The sequence below is a fragment of the Cohnella sp. AR92 genome, assembly GCF_003990975.1.
GTDB lineage: Bacteria > Bacillota > Bacilli > Paenibacillales > Paenibacillaceae > Cohnella.
On sequence record NZ_RZJR01000006.1, the window covers coordinates 332,582 to 346,397 of the forward strand.

Annotated in this window: 16 protein-coding genes; 3 read left to right on the forward strand and 13 right to left on the reverse strand. The window is 57.5% G+C overall.

What is annotated here, in order from left to right:
• Nucleotides 1-218 precede the first annotated feature (218 nt).
• Nucleotides 219-971, reverse strand: a complete 753-nt coding sequence (locus ELR57_RS12020) for an SDR family NAD(P)-dependent oxidoreductase (RefSeq protein WP_126959306.1) — start codon at nucleotides 969-971, stop codon at nucleotides 219-221.
• Complete coding sequence (locus tag ELR57_RS12025; protein WP_126959307.1) at nucleotides 968-1,648, reverse strand: MOSC domain-containing protein; 681 nt, start codon at nucleotides 1,646-1,648, stop codon at nucleotides 968-970. The genes ELR57_RS12020 and ELR57_RS12025 overlap by 4 nt, the downstream gene beginning before the upstream one ends.
• A 106-nt stretch (nucleotides 1,649-1,754) precedes the next feature.
• On the opposite strand from ELR57_RS12025, the gene ELR57_RS28295 reads away from it, so the two are divergent.
• On the forward strand, nucleotides 1,755-1,874 hold the full coding sequence (locus tag ELR57_RS28295) for a DUF6254 family protein (RefSeq protein ID WP_238162493.1): 120 nt from the start codon (nucleotides 1,755-1,757) through the stop codon (nucleotides 1,872-1,874).
• 43 nt (nucleotides 1,875-1,917) lie between these two features.
• Here the strand turns inward: ELR57_RS28295 and ELR57_RS12030 are convergent, their stop codons facing one another.
• Nucleotides 1,918-2,418 (reverse strand): GNAT family N-acetyltransferase, encoded by a 501-nt coding sequence (locus ELR57_RS12030; RefSeq protein ID WP_158630008.1) that lies wholly within the window; start codon nucleotides 2,416-2,418, stop codon nucleotides 1,918-1,920.
• Entirely contained in the window at nucleotides 2,415-3,143 is a 729-nt protein-coding gene (locus ELR57_RS12035; protein WP_126959309.1) for a phosphonate ABC transporter ATP-binding protein, read from the reverse strand. The genes ELR57_RS12030 and ELR57_RS12035 overlap by 4 nt, the downstream gene beginning before the upstream one ends.
• Before the next feature lie 163 nt (nucleotides 3,144-3,306).
• Between ELR57_RS12035 and ELR57_RS12040 the strand changes: the two genes are divergently transcribed.
• Entirely contained in the window at nucleotides 3,307-3,537 is a 231-nt protein-coding gene (locus ELR57_RS12040) for a hypothetical protein (protein ID WP_126959310.1), read from the forward strand.
• 14 nt (nucleotides 3,538-3,551) lie between these two features.
• On the opposite strand, the gene ELR57_RS28105 is transcribed toward ELR57_RS12040, so the two are convergent.
• Nucleotides 3,552-3,689, reverse strand: a complete 138-nt coding sequence (locus ELR57_RS28105; protein WP_192896564.1) for a hypothetical protein — start codon at nucleotides 3,687-3,689, stop codon at nucleotides 3,552-3,554.
• Nucleotides 3,690-3,854: 165 nt separating this feature from the next.
• Between ELR57_RS28105 and ELR57_RS12045 the strand changes: the two genes are divergently transcribed.
• A complete protein-coding gene (locus ELR57_RS12045) occupies nucleotides 3,855-4,604 on the forward strand; it encodes an HAD family hydrolase (protein ID WP_126959311.1) in 750 nt (249 codons plus the stop codon).
• 125 nt (nucleotides 4,605-4,729) lie between these two features.
• On the opposite strand, the gene ELR57_RS12050 is transcribed toward ELR57_RS12045, so the two are convergent.
• The 8 genes from ELR57_RS12050 to ELR57_RS12080 form a co-directional block, all read right to left on the reverse strand.
• Nucleotides 4,730-5,755, reverse strand: a complete 1,026-nt coding sequence (locus ELR57_RS12050; protein WP_126959312.1) for a cation diffusion facilitator family transporter — start codon at nucleotides 5,753-5,755, stop codon at nucleotides 4,730-4,732.
• A gap of 147 nt (nucleotides 5,756-5,902) precedes the next feature.
• Nucleotides 5,903-6,949 (reverse strand): tRNA 2-selenouridine(34) synthase MnmH, encoded by a 1,047-nt coding sequence (gene mnmH / locus ELR57_RS12055; protein WP_126959313.1) that lies wholly within the window; start codon nucleotides 6,947-6,949, stop codon nucleotides 5,903-5,905.
• Nucleotides 6,950-6,969: 20 nt separating this feature from the next.
• Entirely contained in the window at nucleotides 6,970-8,019 is a 1,050-nt protein-coding gene (gene selD / locus ELR57_RS12060) for a selenide, water dikinase SelD (RefSeq protein ID WP_126959314.1), read from the reverse strand.
• A 130-nt stretch (nucleotides 8,020-8,149) separates the two neighbouring features.
• The gene (locus tag ELR57_RS12065; protein WP_158630009.1) at nucleotides 8,150-9,451 is read right to left on the reverse strand and encodes an S-layer homology domain-containing protein; all 1,302 of its coding nucleotides are present in this window, start codon (nucleotides 9,449-9,451) and stop codon (nucleotides 8,150-8,152) included.
• A gap of 71 nt (nucleotides 9,452-9,522) precedes the next feature.
• Complete coding sequence (locus ELR57_RS28110; RefSeq protein ID WP_192896565.1) at nucleotides 9,523-10,260, reverse strand: ECF transporter S component; 738 nt, start codon at nucleotides 10,258-10,260, stop codon at nucleotides 9,523-9,525.
• Nucleotides 10,233-11,936 carry an ABC transporter ATP-binding protein gene (locus tag ELR57_RS12070; RefSeq protein ID WP_192896566.1) on the reverse strand — a complete coding sequence of 568 codons (1,704 nt, stop codon included), beginning with the start codon at nucleotides 11,934-11,936 and terminating at the stop codon, nucleotides 10,233-10,235. The genes ELR57_RS28110 and ELR57_RS12070 overlap by 28 nt, the downstream gene beginning before the upstream one ends.
• The gene (locus tag ELR57_RS12075) at nucleotides 11,909-12,802 is read right to left on the reverse strand and encodes an energy-coupling factor transporter transmembrane component T (protein WP_238162494.1); all 894 of its coding nucleotides are present in this window, start codon (nucleotides 12,800-12,802) and stop codon (nucleotides 11,909-11,911) included. The genes ELR57_RS12070 and ELR57_RS12075 overlap by 28 nt, the downstream gene beginning before the upstream one ends.
• Nucleotides 12,799-13,770 carry a DUF4430 domain-containing protein gene (locus ELR57_RS12080; RefSeq protein ID WP_126959316.1) on the reverse strand — a complete coding sequence of 324 codons (972 nt, stop codon included), beginning with the start codon at nucleotides 13,768-13,770 and terminating at the stop codon, nucleotides 12,799-12,801. Before ELR57_RS12080 ends, ELR57_RS12075 begins: the two co-directional genes overlap by 4 nt.
• Nucleotides 13,771-13,816: the final 46 nt, after the last annotated feature.

Genomic DNA, 13,816 nt, shown 5'->3' on the forward strand with positions numbered 1-13,816 from the left:
GATGCGGTTATTAAGTACCTTTTCGCCATCCTTCCGGGCAATTCCTTCTGACTTTGACGGAAAATGGAAAACGCTTACGAGGAAAATAGGGAAAAAGGAGCAGCACGGGCCGGATCGCGAGTTATCGTTCGCTTCCTGCTCATCTGCTCCTATTCTATGTCGCAACTATCCGGCGATTGCATAGGTTGTGCCAATGCTTCGATCCTGTCGGCAAGCAACTACTCGACGTAGATCATTTTGCGCGTCATGCCGCCGTCAATCGTCAGGTTGATGCCTGTCACAAAGTCGTTCTCGGGATCGGTCAGATAGAAGCAGGCGCGCGCGATATCCATCGTCGTCCCGACGCGTCCCGCCGGATGCTGGCCGTGATCCTCCGGGCGAAGCTCGCCGAACTTCCCATTGTCGATCCAGCCCGGACTGATGGCGTTTACCCGGATCCGGTCCGGTCCGAGCGACAACGCCAGCGCATGGGTGATGGATAGGATTCCGCCTTTGGACGCGGCGTACGCCTCCGAGTTCGGTTCGGATTGAACCGCTCTCGTGGAAGCGATGTTCACGATCGCGCCGCCGTCCCCCTGCCGCTTCATGAGCTTCGCCGCTTCCCGCGAGCAGAGAAACGTTCCTCGAAGGTTAACGTTCAGCACCGAATCCCATTCCTCGACCGTCAGCTCCAGCGGCGACTTCCAGATGCCGAAGCCCGCGTTGTTGATCAGAATGTCGACGCGGCCGAACGTTCGCTCTGCCGCTTCCACGATCGTCTCGGCTGATTCCGCCTTGGCCAGGTCCGCTCCGTAGAACGCCGCCTTCCCTTCTCCGCGGTTCAGCTCGAACGCGAGCTTCTCGCCTTCTTCGCTCGGCTGATCGGTCAGAAGCACGGCGGCACCTCGCTCGGAATAAGCGCGAGCCAAGTCCCTGCCGATGCCTCCGGCCGCTCCGGTCAGAATGACCGTCTTCCCCTGGAACATCGTCATCCCTCTTCTCCTTCGAGTCGATTCAGCCTCTTCGCGAACGTATTCTTCCAGCTGTCCGCAAGCGCGTCCAACGAGAGCATTTTCCTCAAGCCATCTTTATCCGTTCGATCCCCATGCATGACCCGGTTCGCTTCCGTGACGGTAATTCGCGCAGGATGCCGTTCGAGAAGTCGTACATCGCCCGTGCCGACAAGCCCGGGCTCCAGGACGCGGAAGTAGAAGCCGGTCGCTCCCTTCTCCGTTACAAGAACGGGAAGCTCGTCCAAGCTCCACTTCATCGCGAGCTTCCAGCAAGGCTGTCTCGGCTGGCTCACCTGCACGACCGCATCCCCGATCCGATAAGTGTCTCCGATATGGACCTCGTTCTCGGAGAGCCCCTCAACCGTAAAATTCTCACCGAAGGCGCCGATCGGAAGCGAACGGCCGAGAACCCGCTCCCAATGCGGATAATGGTCGCGGCTGTAGACGCAGACGGCCTTATCCGGTCCGCCGTGGTTGACCAAGTCCGCCTGCTCGTCCCCCTCGATCCCCGTCAAGCCTAATCGAACCGGCTGAGCCACGGGTTCCTTATAGATGCCCGAGAGAGCCGCCTTGCCTTTGAACGTTCCCTCCAGAACCTTGCCGATATTGATCGATACGAGCCGATCTTCCCGCTTGATCGCTTGCTTATCACTCATGATCGTTCCCCTTTCCGCATGCGTCCCATGAACTGCCGGGAATGGCCTCCAGACTAAGGCGCCATCCTAAGGAATGCTCTTCATCTTTGCGACAGGAGGCTGCCCAATGTCCACATCCAAGCAAAGGCGGGAGAACGCCTGGAAGGTCCGCAAGCAATCTCAGCATCCTCACCGCAAAATTACGTCGTTGCACGATCTGGCCACGAGCAGCCCCAAGCACTTATAAGGAGCGTTTGCGAAGGAGACCGGGTTGCCCCGGTCTCTCTTCGTTAACCATTTAACCGCTTGACCATGTCGTGCCAGTCGACTCCGCCATGCTCGCTATGGACAATTCCGGTCGCTTCGAAGCCGCCGGATTCGTACCACGGAACGAGCTCTCGCTGGCTCATCAGCATCACGGCGGACAGTCCGTTACCCTTCGCAGCCGAGACGATGTTCTGAAGCAGCCGTCTCCCCAGCCCCTTAGCCCGGTATTCCGGATGAACCGCAACCGACAGGATGCACAGCTTGCTCCCGTCGATGCGGCCGCCGTGGCGCTGCTTGATGCCGATGTCGGTGCAATCCGCCGCGTCGGTTCGGACTCCGCAGACAAGCCCGATCAACCCCTCTCCTTGCCAAGCCGACAGAAAATAATCGGGGAACGCGGATTGGCGGTAACGGAACGCTTCCAGCGAAGCCGCTTGATCGGCCGGGTAGCAGCGAGTCTCCAGTTCGTAAGCCTGCCGCACTTCGTCTTCGGATAACGGCTTGATGATGATCTCGATGCTCAAGACAGCCTGACCTTCTCGGCGCCGGTCAGCCTGCGCCCTCTTACGATCAGCTCGATCTGCCCATCCTTCAGTCCCCAGATCTCGTCCGCGAACTTCTCGGCTAGCTCGACCCGGTGCATGGCGACGACGACCGTCGTCTTCTTTTCTTTGCAGATCTTCTTCAGCATCTCCATAATGTCCTCTTGGGAATGCGGGTCGAGTCCCGATACCGGCTCGTCCGCGAGCAGCATCTCGGCGCCGTGTGCGATCGCTCTCGCAATGGCGACGCGCTGCCGCTCTCCGCCGCTCAGCTTCTCGGCTTGCTGATGCGCGCGATCGATCAAACCGACCGATTCGAGCGTCTCCATCGCGCCCATATAGTCATCGTTGCGAACCATGCCCGTTACCCGGCGGAACCAAGGCACCTGGCCGATCGCGCCGATCAGGACGTTCTTGAGCGCGGATTTCCTCTCGTAGAGGAGGGGCTTCTGCTCCAGATAAGCAATCTTGCGGCGGGACTTCCACTTGGCGAACAAGCTCGCCTTCAGCAGGTTCTTCCCGTCATACAGGTATTCTCCGCCGTTCCAAGTCTCCTTCATGGCCAGGCAGCGCAGCAGCGTCGACTTGCCGCTGCCGCTCGGTCCGACGACGGCGACGAACGTTCCTTGCTCCAGTTGGCCTCGTATATCCTTCAGCACGACTTTGCCTTGAGGCAGCTTGCGGGTCAAGCCAGCTATCGTAATCATCGCTATTAAGTGCTCCTTCTGAATGACGGATAGAATTTCGTTAAATTTCGCAATAAATATAGTTTATTGTATTCCGGAACACCTTTCCATACGAACAAACGTTTGCTATAATGAGAACAAGAACAATTGTTCTCCTATCATCTGTCAGAGAGGTGGATCAGGGATGGTTAACTGCGAGCACTTCCGTTATCTGGAGGCATCGAGAGGAAGCCTCCCGTCTAAAGACCTTACGTTCAAATTTTACGCCGACGGGAAACTTATCATAGTGGATAACGACACCGGACACACGATAAACCCCCGCGAGCTTCGCGGGGGGAGCTACGACTTCTATGTGCGGCAGAGAATCGCCTTCATTCGGCGAGATTTGAACGCCAAGCGAGCCAAATACGCGTAACAACGCATTTCCGATTACGGCAGGTTCTTGTTGATCTTGTTCATGCTTGCCGGATAACGGGACATCTTATCCAGACGGATGGATCTCGACTTCTCCCGAATAGACGAATGGTTCTGTTGGTCGTCGATTTTGGAGCTGCTGTTTCTTGGCATCGGCTTCCACTCACCTCCTGACCGGATGGATCGCTCTGCGTCGACCCTTCGCCCCTTTTCGGGGCTTTCTTTCATTTTGCCACGTTCATCGCATTTACAAACCTTTGCCTCCTCGCCATAATGGATATATTATGTTTGCAATGGCTTGGATGAAGGAGCATGAAGATGAAGCAAACCCTGTTGTTCGATCTTGACGACACGTTGATCTACTGCAACAAGTACTTCAATTTAACGCTCGAGCAGTTCGCCGACACGATGATGGATTGGTTCTCGTCATACGGCCCCTCCCGGGCCGGAATCCTCGATAAGCATACGGAGATCGACATTGCCGGGGTTAAGGTACTCGGCTTCCAGAGCGAGCACTTCCCGCAGTCGTTCGTCGATACGTACCTGCATTACAGCAGCCTCTATGGACGGGAGCCGAACGCCAAGGAACAGAAGCTCCTATGGGATATCGGCATCAGCGTATACGAACACGAAGTCGAACCTTATCCGCATATGGAAGAGACTCTTGGGTTCTTGCGGGACAACGGACACGAGCTTCATCTGTATACGGGAGGCGACCCGGCCATTCAACGCCGGAAGATCGAGCGGCTGGAATTGGATCGGTTCTTCGAGGACCGAATCTATGTTCGCATGCACAAGAATACCGAGGCTCTCAAGGGGATTCTCGCGGAACGCTCCTTCGAACAAGGCCGTACCTGGATGATCGGCAATTCGATCCGAACGGATGTCGTTCCCGCTCTCGAATGCGGGTTGAACGCGATTTACATGAAGCGGGATAGGGAATGGACGTTCAACATGGTCCCAATCGAAGCGGCGCCTCAAGGCGCGTTCTTAACGCTGACGGACCTGTCGGAAGTGCCAGGGGCTATCGAACAATATACGATAAACGGGAAGGAACCTGGCGTCTGACGCGCAGGTTCCTTCTTCCGTTCGTTATTCAGAATTTACAAGTTTCACTTTTATCCATTTCTGAATAACCTCCGCAAAGCTGCATCAACGTCCAGAAGACGCCGAAGGCGTTTTTGCTTGAATCGTTATTTAACGGTTTCTTTCACCGATTGCTCCTCTTCCTCTTCATCTACCCAGTCCGTCACCCCGTTGTCTTCGATAATGCCCAGGTTGACGTCCGAGATCGACGGATCTTGGAGCAAGCGGTCGCGAACGCTGAACTTGATATCGTCAGCGTCGGCCAGCGACAATCCTTTTCTCAATTCAATCATACCCTCAACGTGGTAGTAGCGCCCTTCCTGCATGATTCGCATCTTGTTGATATCGACCACGTTAGATTCGGCGAAGATCAGCTCCGCGACCTTCTTCTCGACGTCCCGGGGAGCGGCGACGCCGATCAGGCCTACCATATTGTCATAGCCGACGCGGAACGCGACGATCACCATCAGAAGCCCGATGAGGATCGAGGAGATGCCGTCGATCTGATGGAACGACGTCAAGGACGTCACCACGACGGCGACCAGGGCGAACAAGGCTCCAAGGGTCGCGACCAAATCTTCATAGAACACCAGTCGGGTCGGCGGAGCCGCGCGGCCTACGTTCCGGAATGCGGCGGGCAGCAGGGCTAATCCCTTCGCTTCGATTCCGGCCTCGTGGCGGATCTCCTTCATCGCCTTGATCAGAACGAAGCCGTCCGTGGCAAGAGCGAGAAGCAGAACGATCAAGTTAAGCAAGAAGCCGTGCGACTCGGCCGGGTGCTTCAGAAGATGGAAGCCTTCATGAATGGTCTCGTAGGCCATGATCGTTACCACGATGACGGCGACCATGCAGAAGATGTTGATGACGCGGCCGAAGCCGGTCGGGAACCTGCGGGTAGGCTTCTTCTCCGCGAGCACGCTGCCCGTGAATACGAACGCTTGGTTCACGGCATCCGCGATGGAATGCATCGTCGATGCGAACATGGCGCCGCTGCCGGTCATGCTTGCGGCGATGCCCTTCACGATGGCAAGCAGCGTGTTGCCGAGCGCGGCGGATGCCGACGACATGTTGCCCTTGCGGAGCAGGTAGAAGAATGAATTCGAGGGATCGGGGACTGACGACGCTTCTGCCATTGCTGAATGTATAACCTCCTGGTTAATAGCGGCGCTGTAGGATTTTGGGTTGCGCAGCTTACCTTTTTATACGGAACTTGTCCTCTATACGTTTCAGCATACATAAAAAAAGCCGTCCCTAAACCTGCTCGGGACAGCTTCTCTCGATTAATTCGCTCTCGCGAAATCATTCTTCAGCAGCTTCTCTACTTCCAGCGCCGCTTCTTCGGTCGACCGCGCATGAATGACGGTCTCCGATCCCGGCGTCCGCTGGCTGGAGCTATGTTCGTACTTGGGATCGTAATAAAACAATAACAACAGCATCACGGCCCGCTCGTACTTCTCTTCTCTCAGACAGAGGTCGATCTCGGCCGCGACGGGCGTATGAATCGTGGACTTGATCTTGCGGAACGCTATCAGGCATTCCTCTTGATGGTTCCAAGGCTCATAATCGTTCAAGAGATTCTGGATGCGGGCTTCGAGCGGGAGCTCGATCCAGATCTCCTTCGCTTCCTCGCGCTTGCGAACCATGAGCTCCGGCTGGACGATCTTGCCGATGCGCTTCGCTTCGGCTTCGAACACCAAGAAGGGCGCTTGCTTGGCCCGCTGCAATTGATCGAAAAGCAACGAATCGAACATTTTCTGATTATTCGCCTTCAAGCCGATATTGCCGAAGATAGAGCCGCGATGACCCGCCATTCCCTCCAGGTCCAGTACGGCGATCCCGCGTTCCTCCAACCGATGCAGGATCTTCGTCTTGCCCGTGCCGGTCAATCCGTTCAGAATGACGGCGGAAGCTGCGATATCCATCGTTGTCAGCTGTTCCAGAAGCCAATTCCGATAAGCCCGGTATCCTCCCGTCAAACGATTCACATGAATATCCATCAAGGAAAGCAAAGTTGCCGTCGTTCGGCTGCGCATGCCGCCTCTCCAGCAGAAGACGGACTTCTTCCCCGGGATGGAGCCGATCTCTCGAATGAAAGCCGGCAGCTTCGCGGAGATGATCTCCAGGCCTCGATCCTTGGCCGCCTGCACGCCGACTTGCTTGTACAAAGTCCCGACCTCCGTTCTCTCCTCGTTGTTGAAGAAAGGAACGTTCACGCTGCCCGGGATCGAGGCTTCCTCGAATTCCCCCGGCGAGCGGACGTCGATCGTCGTCATCTCGCCTGCTTGCCGAAGCTCGAACCAATGCTCAATGCTAATGTCTTGGAACATAGACGAATCCCTTCTTCCGATCACTCGACCGTAATTCGGCCCGGGTGATCGGATGTAATCTCGCCGATAAGGCTGGCTTCCACGCCGGCCTCGACCAGCTCGGCGAGCAGACGCTCCGAAGCTTCCGCTTCCACGGAGATCAGCAGGCCGCCGGAAGTGACCGCGTCGCACAGGATCCAGCGATCGATCTGGTCCATCTCTTCCGGGAAGTCGACATCGTCCTTGACATGGTTGAAGTTGTTCTTCGTTCCGCCGGGCACGAAGCCGTTCTCCGCCAATTCGCGAATGCGAGGCAGCTTCCGAACGTCGTCGTTCCGGATCACGAGCCCGTTCCCGCTTCCCTTCGCCATCTCCAACGCATGCCCGATAAGGCCGAAGCCGGTGACGTCCGTGCAGGCGTTGACCGGGTAAGGCTCCATGATCTCCGCGGCCCTCTTGTTCAGCGTCGCCATCACCTGCGTCATCCGCTTGATCTCTTCTTTGCTCAATTGGTCCTTCTTGATCGAGGTCGTCAGAATGCCGACGCCGATCGGTTTCGTCAGGATCAGCTTGTCTCCGGCTTTCGCTCCCGCATTCGTACGAACCCGCTTGGGATCCACGAGGCCTGTCACCGCAAGCCCGAACTTCGGTTCCTTGTCGTCGATGGAGTGTCCTCCGACCAGGGTCGCCCCCGCCTCGCGAACCTTATCGCCCGCTCCTCGAAGGATATCCGTCAGCACCTGCTTGTCCAGCGTGGAGATCGGGAAAGCGACGATATTTAACACCGTTAAAGGCTTGCCGCCCATCGCATAAATATCGCTGATGGCGTTGGCTGCGGCGATCTGGCCGAAGTCGTACGGGTCATCCACGATCGGGGTGAAGAAGTCGACCGTCTGGACGAGCGCCAGCTCGTCGCTAAGCCGATAGACGCCCGCATCGTCGCTCGTATCGAGTCCGACCAGCAGGTTCGGATTCGGCTCCGACGGAGGAAGGTTCCGTATCACCTGCTGCAGATCCGCCGGCCCTATTTTGCAGCCGCAGCCTCCTTTGGTGGAGTATGATGTAAGCTTCACTTGTTCGTTCGATTCCATCTACGATCTCATCCTCTCTCTGTCGCATGACCATTCTATAATCGTACAAGATCGTACCGCGCAAGGCAAACAAGAAAAGCCCCTCGGACAAGCCGAGGGGCTGGCAAAGACGATTATCGATATAGCGCGCTTAAGCCGCAGGATGGCTGGAAGGATAGGATTGGTACGCCCGGAGCGCCACGACCGTCGCCATCTCCCGGGTTACTTCGCCTTGCGGGTTGAAGAGATTGCCTTGGCCTTGCAGAAGCTTCGCCGCAACCGCCTTCTCCACGTCCGACTTTGCCCAAGCGGAGACGTCTTGGCTGTCTTTAAATGTCAAGCCTGCCGACGCTCCCTTAAGGCCAAGCGCTTTGACCAGGATGGAAGCCATCTGCTCGCGCGTGATCGTGTCGTTCGGATGGAACTCTCCGTTGTAGCCGCTGATGAACCCGGCTTCGCTCGCGGTATTCACGTAAGAGAAGTACCACTTGTCCTTCGGGACATCCTTGAAGCTGCTGCTCGTCGAGGCAGACAAAGGAAGACCCAGCACGTTCACGAGCAGCTTCGCGAACTCCGCGCGCGTGATCGTCGCTTGAGGGTTGAGCTTTCCTTCGCTTCCTTGAAGGTATCCCTTGTCGACGGCCGTCTCGACGGCGGACAACGCCCAGCCGGAGACCGAACCGGCATCCGCGAAGGCTTTCTTCCAATCGACCAGCGGCGCCAAGCGGTTATAAGCGGCATCCACGCTTGCTTGCGTGCTCTCCAGATTCTCCAAGACCGAATAGGCATTCTCGTAAGCGGACTTCACGTCCGGCTTCTTCAGCTTCTCTTCCTTCGAGGACGAGCTGTTGATCGAAGCGACAAGCGCCGTCAGATCGTCCTTATCGGCGAATGGAACATAACCCTCCGCCCACTGGCTGGTGGTGATGTCGCTGCCGTACCCGTAGACGGAGAATTGATAGCGAATGACATCGCCGTCCTGCGGATGGTAATCCGATGGGCCGACCTCCGGCGGAACATTGTTGACGACCGACAACCAGCCCGCCATTTTCGAATAATCCAGCTCGCCAAGCCATTCATCGCCCGCCTCTCTGGCCGTCGGCTTCTCTTCCATACGGGTTTGAATGTATGCCGGAATGGTCGCTTCGACCGTCGAATCCTTGACCGCGGTCATGTAGAAGCCGCTGGCCGCCGTCCCTTGATAGCGCAGATTGCCTTCCCCTATAGCTCGAAGCAACAGGTTCGCTCCGTTCTCTCCCTGGTAGAACGGTACCTGGATCGGTTCCAGGTAATAGCCTTGGCCGAGCGTGAACTTCTCGACCGATAGAGTGACCTTGCCGACAGGCGCGGTTCCCGTATCGGCGGCAGCCGCGTAGGCCCCCATGTTCGCGGTAATTCCCAGCGCCGCAATTCCCAATGACAACAACGTGCTCAACGATTTCTTGCCTCTCATCGATAACATCCTCTCTTTTCTACCAAAATGAATGTATGACTGCGTGTTACGCAGCGACTATGCAAACGAACTTAGCGTTCGACGAGTCCATACTTGGTCTTGATCCGATCCAGCTTCTCGATCATGGGACGCGAGAGCGCGAACAGGAAGATCACCGTCGCGATCGCATGCACCAGATCGAACCAGAAGCCTGTCCCGTAAGCGGCCATCAGCGTCTCCCAATTGAGCTTGGGCGTAAACATCATCACCGAGCCGATATTGATAATGCCGCCATAGATAATTAATGTCGTTAATCCTCCGAACAAACAGAGAGAGAAACGGGATCTTCTCAGCCAGCCTTTGCGATAGAGCAGTCCGGCGATGAAGCCGATGATGCCGAAGCAGAACATCTGCCACGGCGTCCAAGGCCCTTGGCCGAAGAAGAAGTTCGAGACGAAGCCGGTCGTCGCCCCGACGAGAAATCCGGCCTCCGCCCCGAAGCTGACGCCCGCGATGATCACGATCGCGACGACCGGCTTGAACTGCGGAAACATGAAGAACGCCGCCCTGCCGGCGACCGCGATGGCGGCGAGCACCGCGATGACGACCAGCTCTCTCGCTTGCGGCTTGCGCTTCTCGAAGACAAGCGCGAACGGAACGAGCGTATACAGAATGATCAGCAGGCTGATGAAGTAATACTTCCGATCGTCTAGGACAAAGATTCCGAAAAGGATCGTTGCCGGGATGACGATCAGGATCAGCAGAGCGGCAAGCCAAGTGCGGCTCGAGAGCTTATGCGTCCTTATCGGTTGTTTCGGTTGATCTGGCATAAGCGAATCACATCCTCCTCCGTAACCGCCATCGGATCGAGATGGCGCGCCATGCGATTGGCGGAGGTCGTGTAGAACGAATTCCCCGCGAAGAACGATGACGTCTCCTTGGTCGAGATGACGGTGCCGTCGAAGAACATGGCGCATTCCTCAGCGTACTTGGCGCAGAACTCGATGTCGTGCGAGACCATGACCACCGTCTTGCCTTCCTCGTTCAGCCTCTTCAGGAGCTGGCCCAGCTTCTCCTTGAAGAAGTTGTCCAGCCCTTTCGTCGGCTCGTCCAGCAGCAGGATCGCCGGTTCCAGCAGCAGCACCTTGGCCAGCGCCGCCCTCTGCTGCTCCCCGCCGCTCAGATCGTATGGATGCTTCTGAAGATGAGGCTCCATCTCCGCGAACCGAACAACCCGCTCGATCCGCTCCGCTTTCTCCTCGGCCGACAGCTTCAAGCCGGACAGCATCTCGTATAGATCAAGCTCGACCGTCTTCTTCACGAACAGAGATTGCGGGTTCTGGGGCAGGACGCCGAGGCGTCCCCGGAACAGCTTGCCCGGGCTCGTCGAAGCCGGGTCGTCGCCTCCGACTCGGACTTTGCCGCGATAAGGCTTCAGCACGCCGCTGATCAAGGACAACGTCGTCGTCTTGCCGGTCCCGTTCCCGCCGACAATCCCATAGAATTGGCCCTCTCTCACCTTCAAGGATAAATCTTTGATCGTATCCGGCGCGTGCTTGTCGAACTTGAACCAGACGTCCTTCAGCTCGATGGCGATCGGCCGCTGCTCCTTCACCGGGACTTCGGTCAATGCCTCCGCCGTCCGGAGCGGGTATTGCGCCGCCTCTGCCGAACCCAGAACCGCGTCCAGCCATTGGCGACCTTCCTTCACGGTGATCGGAGGCTCCGATACGGCGTTCGTCTCCGCTTCGGCATGAATCCGCATCGGCGTCGGCATCGAGCGGAACATCGGATGCCCGAGCTGCCGCAGCTTCTCGCCCGCTTCTCTCGGCGCCGCATCCGCCACCACGACGCCATGGTCAAGCACGATCAGGCGATCGGACACGGGAAGCACTTCTTCGAGGCGATGCTCCGTCAGAACGATCGTCGTTCCGAGCTCGCGGTTGATCTTGCTCAGCGTCCCGAGAAATTCCGCGGCCGCGATCGGGTCCAGCTGAGAAGTCGGCTCGTCCAGCACGAGCACGGACGGATGCATCGCCATAATGGACGCCAGATTCAGAAGCTGCTTCTGGCCTCCGGACAGTTCGGCGACATCCCGGTGGAACCAGGTCTGAATGCCGAAGTAGCTCGCCATCTCGGCGACCCGCAGCCGGATCGTCGGCGTATCGAAGCCGAGGCTCTCGAGGCCGAACGCCAGCTCGTGCCATACCTTGTCCGTGACGATCTGGTTATCCGGGCTTTGCAGCACGTAGCCGATCTCCGAAGCCTGCGTTCTGGCGTCCCATTCCGCGACCGGACGGCCGCGATAGAGAATCTCTCCTTCTCGCCGGCCGTGAGGCGTCAGCGCCGGCTTGAGGTGGCGGAGCAGCGTGCTCTTGCCGCAGCCGGATTTGCCGCAGATCGTGACGAACTCTCCGCTTCGGATTCCGATGTCGATATCGGATAGGGCGCTGCGCTCCTGTTCGGGGAACGTGAAGCTTACATTCTGGATGCGATAGATCTCCATTTGATGTCCTCCAAGATTTGAATGCCGACCGGCATGAGGCATAACGCGAAGTAAGCGACATAGACGATCGCGCTGAACGATGAGTAAGGATCCAACCGGATGGATGGAAAATAGCGGATCGTGTTCTCGCCAAGCGCCGCCCCCGCCAGAATGACCAGAAGGAGGCCGGCCAGGATGCCGAGAGCCAGCCGGTCCCGGTTATCGAAGCGGTAGAGCGAGAAGCTTGTCCGCTTCGGCAGCCCGTACCCTCTCGATCTCATGGAATCGGCCGTCTCGATCGCGTTCTCCAGCGCCCAGGTCGTCATGATGGAGACGATCCGAAGGCCATGCTTGGCCCTGCGGTACGGCGAGCCTTGCGTGACGTCCCTGCCGATGCTGCGCTGCGCATGGGAGATTCTCCGGATCTGGCTTTTGTACCGCGGCACGAATCGGAGAACCATCGAGAAGATAAGCGATAAAGCGGGAATCGCTCGTCCGAAAAGGTAAATGAATTTGTCCGACGTCATCACGGCGTTGTAGCAAGAGAACCAAATAATAACCGTCACGAACATGACAGCCGTAGCGACTCCGTACAGGATCGATTCCAGCGTGACCGGATTGCCGCTCTTCAAGTAGAAAAGAATCGTCACTCCCGCATGGTTGAACGCGGGATTGATCACGGCCGTTATCAAGAGGAGCGGCAGCATGTAGATCAGATTGAACTTAAGCGCACGCTTGCCTTTAAGCATCTGGGAATAAACGACGGCGCTGACCAAGGCGATAGCTTGCAGGACAGGATGCATGAAGAACATGCCGAACGCGATGACCGAGACGAAGAAGAGCATGTTGACGACGGGATGGTAACCGGAGAACGCGTCCCGCTTCACTTCTGCGCCCCCGCTGCCTTGTCTCCGCCGACGTCACGGCCGAGGTCGCACGTATACACCCATTCGATGACGTCTCCGTCCTTCAATGGATAGCGGCTGCTGCCGTAGTTCGGGAACCATCCGTTCACCTTGTACATCCACCCGCTTAGCTCGCCGCAGTCGAATTCGTAAATGTTGTTGATCCCTTCGATATAATTGCTGTTGTAGATCGGGGTCATGGAGAACTCCATGTGAATCTTGTGCTTCTTCATCTCCCGCTGCAGAACGTCGAACACGGATTCTCCCTCGTAGAAGCTCACCTTCTGCGACGCGAAAATAACGCCGTCATCCGGTAGCACCTCGAGCTTATCCTCATTGAAGTAGTCGAGGTTATCGAGGATCGTCTTGCACGTGACGGAGAGAGTGGCCGTCAGCACTTTCTTCTTGTCGACGTCCGCGTCCTGCCACTCTACCGGCTTCGGCTTGCCTTCTGGGACAGGTTCGGTCAGGTATTTGTCCTTCCCTCCCGCCGATGCCGAAGGCGACGGCGAAGCCGGTTTGCCAGCGGCGGTCTTGTTCCCCTTGCTTGGAGTCGCGCCGGCGCTTGGCTTAGAAGCGGTCTCCTTCGAGGGAGAAGCGCTCGCAGGTGCCGAGACCGATGGCGATGGCTCCCCTGACGATGGCAGAGCGGATGATTGGCCCGGACTTTCCTTCGGCGCGATCGTCGAGTTCGCGGCCTCCGGGGCCGATGCCGACTCTTGAGGAGCCGGTTCGGCGGATGAATCCGGCGCTTCCGAAGACGGATCCGAACTTGCGTCCTGCCCCGCTGAAGGCGAAGCTTCTGCTCCAAGATCGGAAGATTCGGTTGCGGCCGGCGGCGCCGCCGGCTCGGATCGGCCGGAAGGACGATCTCCGCCCCAGACGAAAGCAAGCGCCAGCACGCACAGGATCCCTGCCGCGACCAGCCATTTTTTAGGTGTCATTCTCATTGGTTTATGCACGCTCCATGCGACTAAGCAAGGGCGCCGTACGCCC

Excerpts from the sequence above, each read along its gene's own strand:
- ELR57_RS12020 (WP_126959306.1), bottom strand. The coding sequence starts at position 971 with ATGACGATGTTCCAGGGGAAGACGGTCATTCTGACCGGAGCGGCCGGA.
- ELR57_RS12025 (WP_126959307.1), bottom strand. The coding sequence starts at position 1,648 with ATGAGTGATAAGCAAGCGATCAAGCGGGAAGATCGGCTCGTATCGATC.
- ELR57_RS28295 (WP_238162493.1), top strand. The coding sequence starts at position 1,755 with ATGTCCACATCCAAGCAAAGGCGGGAGAACGCCTGGAAGGTCCGCAAG.
- ELR57_RS12035 (WP_126959309.1), bottom strand. The coding sequence starts at position 3,143 with ATGATTACGATAGCTGGCTTGACCCGCAAGCTGCCTCAAGGCAAAGTC.
- ELR57_RS12040 (WP_126959310.1), top strand. The coding sequence starts at position 3,307 with ATGGTTAACTGCGAGCACTTCCGTTATCTGGAGGCATCGAGAGGAAGC.
- ELR57_RS28105 (WP_192896564.1), bottom strand. The coding sequence starts at position 3,689 with ATGCCAAGAAACAGCAGCTCCAAAATCGACGACCAACAGAACCATTCG.
- ELR57_RS12045 (WP_126959311.1), top strand. The coding sequence starts at position 3,855 with ATGAAGCAAACCCTGTTGTTCGATCTTGACGACACGTTGATCTACTGC.
- ELR57_RS12050 (WP_126959312.1), bottom strand. The coding sequence starts at position 5,755 with ATGGCAGAAGCGTCGTCAGTCCCCGATCCCTCGAATTCATTCTTCTAC.
- mnmH (WP_126959313.1), bottom strand. The coding sequence starts at position 6,949 with ATGTTCCAAGACATTAGCATTGAGCATTGGTTCGAGCTTCGGCAAGCA.
- selD (WP_126959314.1), bottom strand. The coding sequence starts at position 8,019 with ATGGAATCGAACGAACAAGTGAAGCTTACATCATACTCCACCAAAGGA.
- ELR57_RS12065 (WP_158630009.1), bottom strand. The coding sequence starts at position 9,451 with ATGAGAGGCAAGAAATCGTTGAGCACGTTGTTGTCATTGGGAATTGCG.
- ELR57_RS28110 (WP_192896565.1), bottom strand. The coding sequence starts at position 10,260 with ATGCCAGATCAACCGAAACAACCGATAAGGACGCATAAGCTCTCGAGC.
- ELR57_RS12070 (WP_192896566.1), bottom strand. The coding sequence starts at position 11,936 with ATGGAGATCTATCGCATCCAGAATGTAAGCTTCACGTTCCCCGAACAG.
- ELR57_RS12080 (WP_126959316.1), bottom strand. The coding sequence starts at position 13,770 with ATGAGAATGACACCTAAAAAATGGCTGGTCGCGGCAGGGATCCTGTGC.